General features: G+C 54.3%; 15 protein-coding genes. 8 read left to right on the forward strand and 7 right to left on the reverse strand.

All coding sequences use genetic code 11. The annotated features are described in order from the left end of the window. Positions 1-4: 4 nt before the first annotated feature. From infB to moaC, 7 genes are all read right to left on the reverse strand, one after another. Positions 5-1,771, reverse strand: a complete 1,767-nt coding sequence (gene infB / locus GAH_RS00525) for a translation initiation factor IF-2 (protein WP_048094200.1) — start codon at positions 1,769-1,771, stop codon at positions 5-7. Further along, entirely contained in the window at positions 1,768-2,226 is a 459-nt protein-coding gene (gene ndk / locus GAH_RS00530) for a nucleoside-diphosphate kinase (protein ID WP_048094201.1), read from the reverse strand. The genes infB and ndk overlap by 4 nt, the downstream gene beginning before the upstream one ends. A 1-nt stretch (position 2,227) precedes the next feature. After that, positions 2,228-2,410 (reverse strand): 50S ribosomal protein L24e, encoded by a 183-nt coding sequence (locus GAH_RS00535; protein ID WP_048096598.1) that lies wholly within the window; start codon positions 2,408-2,410, stop codon positions 2,228-2,230. Positions 2,411-2,420: 10 nt separating this feature from the next. Then, entirely contained in the window at positions 2,421-2,636 is a 216-nt protein-coding gene (locus GAH_RS00540) for a 30S ribosomal protein S28e (RefSeq protein ID WP_048094202.1), read from the reverse strand. Positions 2,637-2,663: 27 nt separating this feature from the next. After that, positions 2,664-3,026 carry a 50S ribosomal protein L7Ae gene (gene rpl7ae, locus GAH_RS00545; protein ID WP_048096600.1) on the reverse strand — a complete coding sequence of 121 codons (363 nt, stop codon included), beginning with the start codon at positions 3,024-3,026 and terminating at the stop codon, positions 2,664-2,666. Positions 3,027-3,202: 176 nt separating this feature from the next. Continuing rightward, positions 3,203-4,207, reverse strand: coding sequence for a ketol-acid reductoisomerase (ilvC, locus tag GAH_RS00550; RefSeq protein WP_048094203.1), 1,005 nt, complete (start codon positions 4,205-4,207; stop codon positions 3,203-3,205). Positions 4,208-4,235: 28 nt separating this feature from the next. Then, a complete protein-coding gene (moaC, locus tag GAH_RS00555; protein WP_048094204.1) occupies positions 4,236-4,703 on the reverse strand; it encodes a cyclic pyranopterin monophosphate synthase MoaC in 468 nt (155 codons plus the stop codon). 71 nt (positions 4,704-4,774) lie between these two features. On the opposite strand from moaC, the gene GAH_RS00560 reads away from it, so the two are divergent. The 8 genes from GAH_RS00560 to GAH_RS00590 all read left to right on the forward strand — a co-directional run bounded on the left by GAH_RS00560 (position 4,775) and on the right by GAH_RS00590 (position 12,513). Continuing rightward, positions 4,775-5,773: a nucleotidyltransferase family protein gene (locus GAH_RS00560; RefSeq protein WP_048094205.1), complete on the forward strand. Its 999-nt coding sequence runs from the start codon at positions 4,775-4,777 to the stop codon at positions 5,771-5,773. Further along, entirely contained in the window at positions 5,770-7,362 is a 1,593-nt protein-coding gene (locus GAH_RS00565) for a radical SAM protein (protein ID WP_048094206.1), read from the forward strand. The genes GAH_RS00560 and GAH_RS00565 overlap by 4 nt, the downstream gene beginning before the upstream one ends. A gap of 96 nt (positions 7,363-7,458) precedes the next feature. Beyond that, positions 7,459-7,785, forward strand: a complete 327-nt coding sequence (locus tag GAH_RS10510; RefSeq protein ID WP_245604032.1) for an H/ACA ribonucleoprotein complex subunit GAR1 — start codon at positions 7,459-7,461, stop codon at positions 7,783-7,785. Next, positions 7,688-8,683: a transcription initiation factor IIB gene (locus GAH_RS00570; protein ID WP_048094207.1), complete on the forward strand. Its 996-nt coding sequence runs from the start codon at positions 7,688-7,690 to the stop codon at positions 8,681-8,683. The genes GAH_RS10510 and GAH_RS00570 overlap by 98 nt, the downstream gene beginning before the upstream one ends. A gap of 66 nt (positions 8,684-8,749) precedes the next feature. Next, positions 8,750-10,015, forward strand: coding sequence for an FAD-binding oxidoreductase (locus GAH_RS00575; RefSeq protein WP_048094208.1), 1,266 nt, complete (start codon positions 8,750-8,752; stop codon positions 10,013-10,015). Next, a complete protein-coding gene (locus tag GAH_RS00580) occupies positions 9,967-11,037 on the forward strand; it encodes a (Fe-S)-binding protein (RefSeq protein ID WP_084632209.1) in 1,071 nt (356 codons plus the stop codon). Before GAH_RS00575 ends, GAH_RS00580 begins: the two co-directional genes overlap by 49 nt. After that, on the forward strand, positions 11,034-12,203 hold the full coding sequence (locus tag GAH_RS00585) for a radical SAM protein (protein ID WP_048094210.1): 1,170 nt from the start codon (positions 11,034-11,036) through the stop codon (positions 12,201-12,203). The genes GAH_RS00580 and GAH_RS00585 overlap by 4 nt, the downstream gene beginning before the upstream one ends. Before the next feature lie 25 nt (positions 12,204-12,228). Further along, positions 12,229-12,513, forward strand: a complete 285-nt coding sequence (locus tag GAH_RS00590; RefSeq protein WP_048094211.1) for a hypothetical protein — start codon at positions 12,229-12,231, stop codon at positions 12,511-12,513. Positions 12,514-12,544 lie beyond the last annotated feature (31 nt).

A 12,544-nucleotide genomic window follows, 5' to 3' on the forward strand; every position in this document is an offset into this window, starting at 1 on the left:
CACCTCACTTACCCCAGAAAGGATTATCCTTCCTCTTTATGTCCAGAAACTCCCTAAACGCAGACCTCGCGTTTTCGCTAAGCGTTTCCATAAGCTCCCTCTCAACAACCTTCGCGTGCCTCTCGGGCACGTCAACATAGAGGACCTCATCCCCCTCAAGCTGCCTGCCGATGGTCACGCCGTCTATTGCTATTGCTATCTCATCCCCCTCTCTCGCAACGGATATGTTCTCGCCCGACTTCTGCATGCTCCTTACCACTCCAGCCGGAGTGCCGTCGGGCTTTATAAGCTTAACATCCTTCCTAAGCTCACCCGCCAGAACCTTGACGCCAACAACTGCGGGCTTGCTCCTCCTGAAGATGTAGTTCTTGAGGAGCTGGATCTTGCCCGGCATGATAATCGACTCAATCTTCTGCCTCTCCCTGAGCCTCTTCTCCTCGTCCCTCCACTGGGTGAAGTTATCAATCAGGCTGTAGATTATCTGATCCGTGAAGATCCTCACCCCGTACTTTGCCGCCTCCTCCTCGACTCCGGGCAGGAGCTTCACGTTGAACCCTATGATGACCCTGTTCAGCTCGTCTCTGTTGGCAGAGGCTTCAACAACATCCTTCTTGGTTATGTCCCCCACATCGGCCTTCTTTATCGGAATGCCCAGCTCCCTGAACTCGTTGATCAGGGCCTCAAGCGAGCCGAGCGTGTCGGTTTTGATCACAACACCCTCCTCGTCCGTCTCTATCGCAATCTCCTGATACTCCTGCTTTATCCTCTGCTCGAAGGCCTTTATGTCCTCGTCGCTCTCAACAACCTCAAACTCGCTGCCCGCAAGCACACCCTCTATGTCTGGAGCGACAACTTTGATTCCTGCAGCGGCAGTAACGCTTTCGACGCTCTTGAACCTGCTCTCGAGCCGCATCTCCTTGGCCGGCCTCGGCCTCAGTATCCCCCTGACGTGAGTGACTATCACTCCCTCGACTCCCCCAATCGCAATCCTGTCGCCAACCCTCAGCGTTCCGTCGTAGAGTATGGCGTCGAAGGTCAGACCGAGTCCCTTCTCCTCCTTGACCTCGAGAACAGTCCCCCTCGCCTTCCCCTCAACGTGCAGCCTGAGCGACTTCTCGAGGTACCTCTGTGCAAGTCCGACGAGGAGCATCAGAAGCTCGGGGATACCCTCCCCGGTGAGCGCTGAGATTGGCACAATGGCCACGTTCCTCGTGAAGTCCCTTATCCTGTCGAACCTGTCAGCAGAAAAACCACGCTGGTAAAGCTCGCCTATTAGCTCGTAGATCCTGTTGTCAAGCCTCTGCCTCACAACCTCATCCTGCATCGCGTAGCTCTTCATGAACGGCATTCCCTCGTTGCTCTGCCATCCGGGTATCTTGTCAATTTTGTTGGCAGCCACGATGAACGGCGTTTTGAAGGTCTTGAGGATCATCAGCGCCTCTTCCGTTTGAGGCTTGAAGCCCTCGTTTATGTCAACGATGAGGATCGCGAGGTCAGCTAAAGCCCCGCCCCTCCTCCTGAGGTTCGTGAACGCCTTGTGCCCGGGGGTGTCAATAAAAAGAAGGCCGGGAATTACGACGTTTACGTTCCAGATGTCTTTGCAGATCTCCTTTATCGCAGAAAGCGGGATTTCTGTTGCGCCAATGTGCTGGGTTATGCCTCCAGCCTCTCTCGCGGTTACGTTGCTTCTCCTGATCCTGTCCAGTAGGGTCGTTTTGCCGTGATCAACGTGTCCGAGCACTGCCACTATCGGGGTTCTGAGGACCTTCATCTCTCGTAAACCCAGTCCTCGTCAACCTTGGCATAATCCACTATCTCGTCATCGCTGAAGAATATCGAGATCTCCCTCTTGGCAGACTCGGGGGAGTCTGAGGCGTGCACCACGTTTCTCCCGATATCCATCGCCAGATCTCCCCTGATTGTTCCCGGCTCGGCCTCAACAGGATTGGTCTTGCCGACCAGATTCCTGACGACGCTTATGGCCGACTTGCCCTCAACGACCATCGCCACGACCGGGCCGGAAGTTATGTAGCTGACGAGGGCGTTGAAGAACGGCTTTTCCCTGTGCTCCGCGTAATGGGTCTCTGCCATCTCCTTGGGGATTCTGAGCATCTTCATCGCAACGATCTTGAGGCCCTTTCTCTCCAGCCTCGACACTACCTCGCCTATGAGCCCCCTCTGCACTCCATCGGGCTTTACCATCACGAAAGTCCTCTCAACCTCCATTTCACTGCCCCCTCACGTAGTACTTTGTCCACTTGAGCTTCCTCGGGTTCCTCTTCAGAACAACCATGTTCTTCTCGCACTTCCTCGAGCAGAAGTGGAGGATCTTGCCGTCCCTCCTCACGTAGATCTTACCCGTCCCCGGCTCGATCTCCTCACCGCAGAACGAGCATATCCTCTTCTCCACTGCCACAAGATCACCTCACTGCAAGCTTCTTGGCCTCTCTCGCAGTCTCCTTGATCATCAGCACGTCCCCAACCCTCACGGGGCCGAAGACGTTTCTGGTGATTATCCTGCCCTTGTTCTCTCCGCCGAGTATCCTGACCTTCACCTGCGTCGCCTCACCGTGCATTCCCGTCCTTCCAACAATCTCAACAACCTCGGCTGGTTGAATGTCCTCATCTTCAGCCATAAACCATCACCCCAAAATGGATTAAAATTACTTTTTGAGGCCGCTTACCTTGGACACGACATCCTCAAGCTCCTTCTTCGCTTCACCCTCACTGAGAATCGCTGCGGCAGCACAGGCAACCTGTATCCCGGCAGCCTTTCCGAGCTCTTCCTTGCTCTTCACGTATATGTACGGAATGTTCTTCTCCTCACAGAGAAGCGGCAGATGCGCCACTACCTCTGGAGGGTCTACGTCCATGGCTATGTACACGAGCTTTGCCAGACCCCTCTCCACGGACTTCGTCGTCTCATTGGTGCCTTTCTTCACCTTCCCGGTCTCCCTCGCCTTCTGCAGCAGCACGAGAGCTTCGTTCTGCAACTCCTCAGGAACGTCAAACCTGACATACACCATCTTCATCCACCTCCTTCACATGCGTTCATCATTCATCGGCTTCTCAGCCCATTCTGTCGCGTGGTTTTAAATCTTTCTGCACTTCAGTCTGTGGGTTTATAAAAACTTTGGAGAGATTCGGGCTGAGGGGAGAAGGGCATGAAAAAAGATTACAGAACTGCACCTACTGAAGGCACTCACTCCAGATCTATCCCCTTCAACCACGGCATCATCTTCCTGAGCCTCTTTCCAACCTCCTCTATTGGATGGTTCTTCTCCATCTCGAGGAGCTTCGAGTAGCTTGGTCTTCCGGCCATGTTCTCCAGAATCCACTCCCTCGCAAATTCACCGGTCTGTATCTCCTTCAAGATCTTCCTCATCTCCTCCCTGACCGACTCGTTTATCACCCTCCTGCCCCTCGTCATTCCTCCGTACTTCGCGGTGTCGCTCACGGAATACCACATCGCGTAGATCCCGCCCTCATATATCAGGTCAACGATGAGCTTCAGCTCATGAAGAGCTTCGAAGTACGCAACCTCGGGCTGGTAACCTGCTTCCACAAGAGTCTCGAACGTGGCCTTGATGAGCTCGGCCACACCTCCGCAGAGGTCGACCTGCTCACCGAACAGATCAGTCTCAGTCTCCTCCCTGAACGTGGTCTCTATCACTCCAGCCCTCGTGCAGCCGATGCCCTTTGCGTAGGCCAGAGCGAGGTCAAGAGCTTTCCCAGAATAGTCCTGATGGACTGCCACTAAGGCCGGAACACCCTTGCCCTCCTGATACATTCTCCTGACGATGTGTCCCGGGCTCTTGGGCGCGACCATCGTCACGTCCACATAGCTTGGAGGAATGATCTGACCGTAGTGGATGTTGAATCCGTGGGCGAACATGAGCATGTTGCCCTCCTCAAGCCCCTCATGGACGTACTTCCTATAGACTGATGGCTGAACTGTATCCGGAATGAGCATCATGACCACGTCAGCCTCGCTGACGGCTTTCTCGACCGTCGTGACCTTTAGACCGTCCTCCTCAGCCCTCTTCCAGCTCCTGCTCCCCTCGTAAAGGCCGACAACCACATCAATCCCGCTGTCCCTGAGGTTCAGGGCGTGGGCGTGTCCCTGGCTTCCGTAACCAATAACCGCAACCTGCTTGCCCTTCAGAAGGTTCAGATCCGCATCTCCGTCGTAATAGATCTTCGCCATGCTTTAGAGTGGCATGCGGAAATTTAAATCATTTTTCCCTTTTCACCTTCTCAACCACTCTGACATCCGAAATTCTCGTAACTGGATACTGTCCACCCTCATCCTTCTCAAGGGACTTGACCATGTCCCAGACCGTCAGCAAGGCGGTCGTTACTCCCACGAGGGCCTCCATCTCCACCCCCGTCTTGCCGACGTACTTCACCTCGCACGCAGCCCTGACCCCGTTCTCAAGGAGCTCGAAGTCCACCGACACGCTTGAGATCTGGAGCGGGTGGCACATCGGAATTAGCTCGGACGTCTTCTTCGCCGCCAGAATGCCTGCAACGGTTGCGGTGTTCAGGACGTTTCCCTTGGCCACCCTGTTCTCCCTGATGGCATCAACAGTGCTCTCCTTCAGGTAAATCACTCCCTCCGCCCTCGCGATCCTCACCACGTCATCCTTTCCGGAGACGTCAACCACTCTGGCCCTGCCGCTGTCATCGATGTGAGTGAACATGGCAGGCAGTATTCACGAAAGTAGTTAATGCTTCCGATATGTTTTTTATATACAGCACAGACTCGGAGTCAATGAAAGCAGTGATAATGGCAGGTGGCTATGCAACGAGACTCTGGCCAATCACGAAGACGAAGGCGAAACCCCTTCTGCCGCTTGGGAAGAAGAGAATCATAGACTACATCTACGAGAAGGTTAAGCCATTTGGGTTCGACATCATCGTTTCCACAAACCTCAGGTTCAAGGAGGACTTCGAGAGGTGGGCGGAGGACAAGGATGTCGAGCTTGTGATCGAAAACACGACAAAGGAGGAGGAGAAGCTCGGAGCCGTCAGAGCACTGTATGAAGTCACTAAGGAGATAGAGGATGACATCCTTGTTCTCGCTGGTGACAACATATTCTCGTTCGGGCTTGAGGAGTTTGTGGAGAGATACAGGAGCCTGAAAAAGCCGCTGATCGCTTTGTATGACGTTGGGGATGTTGAGCTTGCCAGAAGGTACGGTGTCGCGATCCTCGATGGGGAAAGAATAGTGTCCTTCGAGGAGAAGCCAGAAAAGCCGAAGAGCACGCTTGCGGGAATAGGCATCTACGCCCTCGACAGGAGAACCAAGGACATGCTCGGGGAGTACGTGAGGGGTGAGAGGAAGGACAACCTCGGAGACTTCATATCGTGGCTCATAAGCAGGGAGGAGGTTTACGGGTTCGTCTTCGAGAACGGAAACTGGTATGACGTGGGCAATCCCGACAGCTACCTCGAGGCGTTCAAGATGTACCTCACAAACCACGTTAGCGAGGATGTTGAGATAGACAAAACGTCCAAGATCATCCCTCCTGTTGTCATAGAGGAGGGTGTGGTCATCAGGAAGAGGAGCATCATAGGGCCCTACGCCTACATAGGCAGGGGATGCGAGATAGAGACGAGTGACGTGAGCGACTCGGTTATATTTGACGACGTCGTTTTGAGGAAGGCAAAGGTTTGGAGGAGCATAATCGACGAGAAGTGCGAGATCAGGAATTTAGAGCTCAGCAGCTCGATTATTGGTGGGCACGCGAAGATTCAGAGGGGAGAATGATAGCGATACTCGATGGATACGTTGACGAGCCATCCTGCCTCGGAGTGCCGCCGTACATTTCCCCCTACCCGAGGTACATAGCCGGAATGCTGGAGGATCTGAGGATCCCGTGGTTCTACGTGACCGCTGACGAGTACAGGAAGAACCCTGCAATTCTCGAGAAGGCTAAGAAGATAATAGTCATCGCCGGAATCGCAGTTCCGGGGAAGTATTTGGGCGGAAGGCCGCTTGGGCTGGCAGAACTGCCCGGAATAGCTCCTGATAAAGAGAAGATACTCGTTGGCCCAATAACCCTCGAGCTCGAGAAAGAGCTGGACGGTTACGAGGTTCTGAGGTTCCCATTCGAGCACGAGCTTTACGAGGTTCTTGGCGGAAGGGGTGAGGATAGATCGCGAAACTTCGTGAACAGGTTCGCGGTTCTGGGAGCCAAGGTCGTCAGGCAGCACCCCGACTTCCCACACGTCATCTGCGAGATCGAGACCTACAAGGGGTGCTACTGGGGAAGGTGCAGCTTCTGCATAGAAAGGATTCACATGGTTTCGATGAGAGATCCGAAAGCGGTGATAGCGGAGATAAAGGCCCTCTACGATCAGGGTGTGAGGCACTTCAGGCTCGGCAATCAGACCGACTTCTTCACCTACATGGCCGACTTCGACAGGGAGTTTCCGAGGCCAAATCCGGAGTTCATGAGGAACTTCCACAGGGCAATCTGGAGGGAGTGCCCGAAAATAAAGACCCTTCACCTCGACAACGTGAACCCAAAGACGATTGCTGAATATCCCGAGGAGAGCAGGGAGATTATAAAGACGATTGTGACCTACCAGACTCCCGGAAACGTTGCCGCCATGGGCATTGAGAGCGCTGACGAGAGGGTTATAAGGGAGAACAGCCTCCTTGCAACGCCTGAAGAGGTCATGTTCACGATAAAGGAGATAAACAGGTATGGGAGGTACGCGGGACACAACGGGCTGCCCTACTTCCTCCCCGGAGTGAACTTCGTTTTCGGGCTGAAGGGTGAGACGAAGAGGACGTTCGAGGAGAACTACAGCTTCCTGATGGAGCTACTGGACAGGGGGCTGATGGTGAGGAGGGTCAACCTGAGACAGGTGAAGGTATTCCCCTTCACGCCCATGGCGAGGGTCGGGGACAGGAACGTCAGGAGGCACAAGAGGTACTTCAGGCTGTTCAAGGAGAAGATCAGAAGGGACTTCGACAGGAGGATGCTCGAGAGGATAGTCCCGAGAGGGCGGCTTCTGAGAGACCTCAGAGTCGAGACCAGAGAGGGAAGGGTCAGCTTCTCGAGGCAGCTCGCCACATACCCTCTCCTCGTCGGGGTGTACGGGGAGTTCGAGAGGAACGAGATCGTGGAGGCGAGGGTTGTGGATTACGGAAGGCGGAGCATCACGGCCGTTCCGAGGGTAAGCATAAATGAGGTGAAGATGTACCAGCTGCTGGCGATTCCCGGGATTGGGAAGGCAACGGCATCTGAGATACTTGCAAAAAGGCCGTTCAAAAGCCTGAAGGAGCTCGAAGAGGTGGTGGGTGCTGAAAAGGCGAGGATTCTCTCAATGTACCTCGAGATCGGGTGATGACCAGAAGCCGCAAAAAGCTTATCTGTCGAAACGCGATTTTAAATATATCTCTTTCGAAAAGTTTATATAGTCTGTCATACCAACCAGTATCTTGTGCTCAGACAGATAGGGAAGGTTCTGCACCAGTCCAAGACGGGCAACATCATTGTTATCGCAGACCCCAAGAACCTCCCGAAAACCGGTTCGGACGTTTTCACCAGAAAGATGGAGAAGATCGGGTTCGTTTATGATATCATCGGCCCGGTCACGAGCCCGTACGTTGTTGTGAGACCTTACTCGAGAAAATTCGTTGATGAGGATACTCTGTTTGTGGTGGTGGACGATGGTAGAGGTGGAAAAGGTAAGGGAAAGGGAAGTAGAAAGAAGGGAAGTAGAAAAGGAAGTAGAAAGAAAGGAAATAGAAAGGGAAGAAACAATTGAAGTTTGCCCCGAGTGCGGCAGCCCGAGGCTCATTAGGGACTACAGGAGGGGCGAGTTCATCTGTCAGGATTGCGGTCTTGTTATTGAGGAGACGTACATAGACAGCGGCCCCGAGTGGAGGGCCTTCGACAGCGAGCAGAAGGAGAAGAGGGCGAGAGTTGGAGCCCCTATAACCTACACGATCCACGACAAGGGACTCTCGACGATAATCGACTGGGGAAACAAGGACTACTACGGAAAGGCGATATCCGTCAGGAACAGGGCCCAGCTGTTCAGGCTGAGGAAGTGGCAGAGGAGGATAAGGATAAGCAACGCTACCGAGAGGAACCTGGCCTTCGCGCTCTCTGAGCTTGACAGGCTTGCCTCGGCCCTCGGTCTCCCGAAGAGTGTGAGGGAGATAGCCTCGGTAATTTACAGGAAGTCGGTCGAGAAGAACCTCGTCAGGGGTAGGAGCATAGAGGGCGTCGTTGCAGCTGCGCTTTACGCCGCATGCAGGCAGGCTGGGGTGCCGAGAACGCTCGACGAGATTGCAGCCTACTCGAGGGTGGACAGGAAGGAGGTCGGAAGGACGTACAGGTTCATAGCGAGGGAACTCGGGCTCAAGCTGATGCCCACGAGCCCCGCAGACTACATCCCGAGGTTCTGCACCGCCCTTGGCCTCAGCGGAGAGGTGCAGAAGAAGGCCATTGAGATCATAAAGAAGGCCGAGGAGAAGGAGCTCACGAGCGGAAGGGGGCCAACAGGCGTTGCTGCTGCCGCGATCTACATAGCGTCAATCCTCAGCGGAGAGAGGAGGACACAGAGAGAGGTCGCCGAGGTGGCGGGAGTTACAGAAGTTACGATCAGAAACAGGTACAAGGAGCTCGCCGAGAAGCTCGGAATCGAGATAATACTCTGATTCCGAACAATTAATTATTATTTTTCTTCAGGAAAAAAATTTAAGTTTTGCGTCCATCATTACAATGTGCTCAGCACCAGCCTTGTGAATGCTCTGAAGGAGATATTCGGGGAGGAGGACGTTCTCCACGGCACGAGAGTCCTCGAGGTCTATTCTACCGACGCGAGCCCCTTTTACGGTAAGGCTCTCGCCGTGGTCAGACCGGAAAGCGAGAAGGAGATCTCAAAATTTCTGAAGCTCGCAGAAAAGCACGGGATAGCGGTCGTCCCGCGCGGATCTGGAAGCGGGACTGCCGGAGGTGCGGTGCCGGAGAATGCAGTGGTAGTTGACATGAAGAAGATGGACAGGATAGAGGTGGTTCCGGAGGACATGATCGTTTTTGCTCAGGCGGGTGCGATAATAAGCGACATCAAGAGGGAGCTTGAAAAGCACGACCTGTTTCTCCCTCCAGAGCCAGGAAGTGTCAGAATTGCGACGATTGGCGGGTTTGTCGCCAACAACGGAAGCGGAAAGAGGGGGCTGAAGTACGGGACGATAAGGAACTACGTGGTCGGGATGAACGTCGTTCTTCCGGACGGGAAGGTCGTAAGAATTCCGGGGAAGACGCACAGGGTTCCGGGGATGTCCTGTCAGGTTTTCGTTGGAAGCGAGGGCACCCTCGGAATCATAGCCGGGGTGTACCTGAGGGTTCTGCCAGCTCCCCGCTCCAGAAAAACATACCTGATAGAGTTCGATGACGCGGGAGAGATGGTCACCCATCTGACCGAAATTCTCAGGCACCTCCCGGACTCGGTGGAGTACATAGACGAGAGGTGTGCGTCACTTCTTGATTTCAGCGAAGCCCACTACCTCGCCGTAGAGGTATTCGGAGAGAACAGAGTCCTTGAGGATCACCTCGCCGACCTTAACTGCGAAATGCTTGAAGGTGATGAAGAGAGGAGGTTCTGGGAGAGAAGAGAGACACTCGGAGCTGAGATAGCCAGAAAGGGGACGAGGATATACGCCGGAGAGGACTTTGCAGTCCCGTTCTCAAGGATAGGTGAGTTCATATCGTCTGTTAGAGAGGTGGAGAGGGAGTTTGATGCGGAGGTTTACATTTACGGTCACCTCGACACGTCCAACCTCCATCCAGCCATAGTTTCCGAGAGCCCTGAGGAGAGCCTGAGGCTGGCTGAAAGGCTCTACAAGCTCGCGATAAAGCTGGGAGCAACAGTCGGGGAGCACGGAGTGGCCAAGAGGTGGGAGTTCCTGAAGGGTAGAGAGATAGTCAGGAGGCTGAAATATTGTCTGGATCCAACAGGAATTATGAACCCCGGGAAGTTTGGAGTCTGAACTGCGCCAAATGCGGCAGGTGCGTGGTCTCCTGCCCGACGTACCTCGTAACCAAGTGGGAGCATCTCAGCCCGAGGGGCAGGCTCCTCTTAGCTGGGTACGTTGAGAATGATGAAGAGCTTGTGAAGTCCGTGTTCTCCTGCCTCACATGCGGGATCTGCGAGGTCGTTTGTCCGTCAAGCGTCAGAGTGACGGAGATAATCGAGGATGTCAGAAGGAAGTTCGTCGAGCACTCCCTCCTCCCAGAGAGGCATGCACTTCTGCTCGAGAGAATGGAGAGCTCGGGGAACCCCTACGGGGTGGAGATCGAGAGCTACGAGGCTGCAGAGGGTGTGGACGTGATATACTACCCGGGATGCACGTCCATCGCCAAGGAGAGGGAGATCTTCGAGAGCACGGTCAGGTTGTTGGACGCGATGGGGGTGAGCTACTCCATAGAGTTCAGGTACTGCTGCGGCTCCACTGCGCTGAGAATCGGTGGAGATGACAGATATGCGAGAAAGAACTTTGAGAGGCTGAGAGAGGTCGTGAAGAGGACGGGTGCGAGCAAAATCATCGTGAGCTGTCCCGGATGCTACAGAACGATAGGGAGGGACTACAGAAAGTTCGGTGACCTCGGTGCGGAGGTTCAGCACATGGTGCAGTTTCTTGCAGAACACATCGACAGGCTCAGGCTAAAGAGGGAGGACATCAGAATCGCGTACCACGACTCCTGCCACCTCGGTAGGCACATGGGGATATTCGAGGAGCCCAGAAAGGTCCTGAGGATGGCGGGAGAGCTCATGGAGCCTGAGAACCACGGCACAAGCAGCTTCTGCTGCGGTGGAGGCGGTGGGGCCAAGCTCTCGTACAGGGAGATAACGAGGGAAGTGAGGGACGAGAGGCTCAGGCAGCTCAGAGAAACGGGAGCGGATGTTGTTGTCACCTCCTGCCCCTACTGCTACAGGAACCTGAAGAATGGAGACGAGAGGTTAAATATAAAAGACATCACAATCTTTCTGGCAGAGAGGTTGGAGAGATGATTGCTCTCAGCAAGATGGTTGGAGGAGAGGTTACGGTTTCGGAGAGGCTCACGTACAAGAGCAGGGAGAAGATCCCTGTAAGGCTCGTCGAGGCGAGCAAGAGGCCAGTTCCGGTTACGGTCTGGAACACCACGGCGAGGTGCAACCTGAGATGCGTTCACTGCTACGCAGAAGCTGGGAGTGCAAAAAAGGGTGAGCTGACACACGAGGAGGCTGTGGCCTTCATAGACGACCTTGCGGACATGAAGGTCCCTGTTCTGCTGCTGAGCGGTGGAGAGCCGCTGATGAGGGAGGACATATTCGAGCTGATCAGTTACGCGAAATCTAAGGGTCTGCACGTCTCGCTGTCAACAAACGGCACCCTGATAAGCGAGGAGGTGGCTGAGAAGCTTGCCAAGGCTGGCGTGGACTACGTTGGTGTGAGCCTCGACGGAATGCCCGAGACGAACGACAGGTTCAGGGGTCTCAAGGGAGCCTTCGAGAGGGCTTTCGAGGGGCTCGTTAACGCCAAGGAGGCTGGAATCCTCACAGGGATAAGGTTCACCGTGACAAAGTACAACCTGAAGGATGTTCCCGAAGTCGTGAATCTGCTGGTAGAGAACGAGATTCCGAGGTTCTGCCTGTACCACCTCGTTCCTTCAGGAAGGGCGGACTTCAGCATAGACATCGCCTTCGCCGAGAGGAGGGAGCTCATGGAGTGGCTATTTGAGAAGGCCTTGGAGCTCAGGGATGCAAGAGAGGTGACCGAGATCCTCACAGTGGACAACCCGGCAGATGGCGTGTTTTTCTACCTGAAGCTCAGAGAGCTTGACGAGAGCCTTGCGGAGGATGCTCTGCAGTTCCTGAGGTACAGGGGTGGAGACAGCTCAGGATACAGGATTGCAGACGTGGACATGTTCGGTAACGTCCACCCGAACCAGTTCTGGTTCGATTACACTGTGGGAAACATAAGAGAGAGGAAGTTCAGCGAGATCTGGCTTAACCCGACGGACGAGCTCCTGATAAAGCTGAGGGAGAAAGAGAAGCACATAAGGGGGTACAGGTGCGGCAGGTGCAGGTTCAAGAGCGTCTGCGGGGGTTTCAGGCTGAGAGCCATGAGAAACGGTGACCTGTGGGGAGATGACCCGAGCTGCTACCTGTACGAGGACGAGATAGGAATCGCTTAAATACCTCCTTTTCAAAATTCAGGTTATGGATGTGGAAGATGTTGTTTCGAAGTACATACAGGACGTGAAGGAAGTTTTCGCCTCCAAGAAGGCCGTGAACGTTTATGTGTACGATGCGAGCCTCGACACGATCAGAGAGCTTGTGGGCAAGGGTTACACGCTCGGCAGCGTGCAGGGAAGCGGGAGCGGAATCAGGGCCTTCGCATCAAAAACCGAGAACGTTGGGGAGTTCGAGGTCTCGTGCACCGTGTATTCCGAAACAATAACACCGGAAAAGTATTTTGAGCTGAGAAAGGCCCTGAAAGAGTAAAGATTATATCCCTCCTTTCTTCCCTATTTCT

The sequence above is a fragment of the Geoglobus ahangari genome (genome assembly GCF_001006045.1).
GTDB classification, from domain to species: Archaea; Halobacteriota; Archaeoglobi; order Archaeoglobales; family Archaeoglobaceae; genus Geoglobus; species Geoglobus ahangari.

What these genes read in the sequence shown, in the direction of transcription:
- moaC (WP_048094204.1), bottom strand. Translation starts at nt 4,703, where the DNA reads ATGTTCACTCACATCGATGACAGCGGCAGGGCCAGAGTGGTTGACGTC.
- GAH_RS00540 (WP_048094202.1), bottom strand. Translation starts at nt 2,636, where the DNA reads ATGGCTGAAGATGAGGACATTCAACCAGCCGAGGTTGTTGAGATTGTT.
- rpl7ae (WP_048096600.1), bottom strand. Translation starts at nt 3,026, where the DNA reads ATGGTGTATGTCAGGTTTGACGTTCCTGAGGAGTTGCAGAACGAAGCT.
- GAH_RS00560 (WP_048094205.1), top strand. Translation starts at nt 4,775, where the DNA reads ATGAAAGCAGTGATAATGGCAGGTGGCTATGCAACGAGACTCTGGCCA.
- GAH_RS00585 (WP_048094210.1), top strand. Translation starts at nt 11,034, where the DNA reads ATGATTGCTCTCAGCAAGATGGTTGGAGGAGAGGTTACGGTTTCGGAG.
- ilvC (WP_048094203.1), bottom strand. Translation starts at nt 4,207, where the DNA reads ATGGCGAAGATCTATTACGACGGAGATGCGGATCTGAACCTTCTGAAG.
- infB (WP_048094200.1), bottom strand. Translation starts at nt 1,771, where the DNA reads ATGAAGGTCCTCAGAACCCCGATAGTGGCAGTGCTCGGACACGTTGAT.
- GAH_RS00565 (WP_048094206.1), top strand. Translation starts at nt 5,770, where the DNA reads ATGATAGCGATACTCGATGGATACGTTGACGAGCCATCCTGCCTCGGA.
- ndk (WP_048094201.1), bottom strand. Translation starts at nt 2,226, where the DNA reads ATGGAGGTTGAGAGGACTTTCGTGATGGTAAAGCCCGATGGAGTGCAG.
- GAH_RS00590 (WP_048094211.1), top strand. Translation starts at nt 12,229, where the DNA reads ATGGATGTGGAAGATGTTGTTTCGAAGTACATACAGGACGTGAAGGAA.
- GAH_RS00570 (WP_048094207.1), top strand. Translation starts at nt 7,688, where the DNA reads ATGGTAGAGGTGGAAAAGGTAAGGGAAAGGGAAGTAGAAAGAAGGGAA.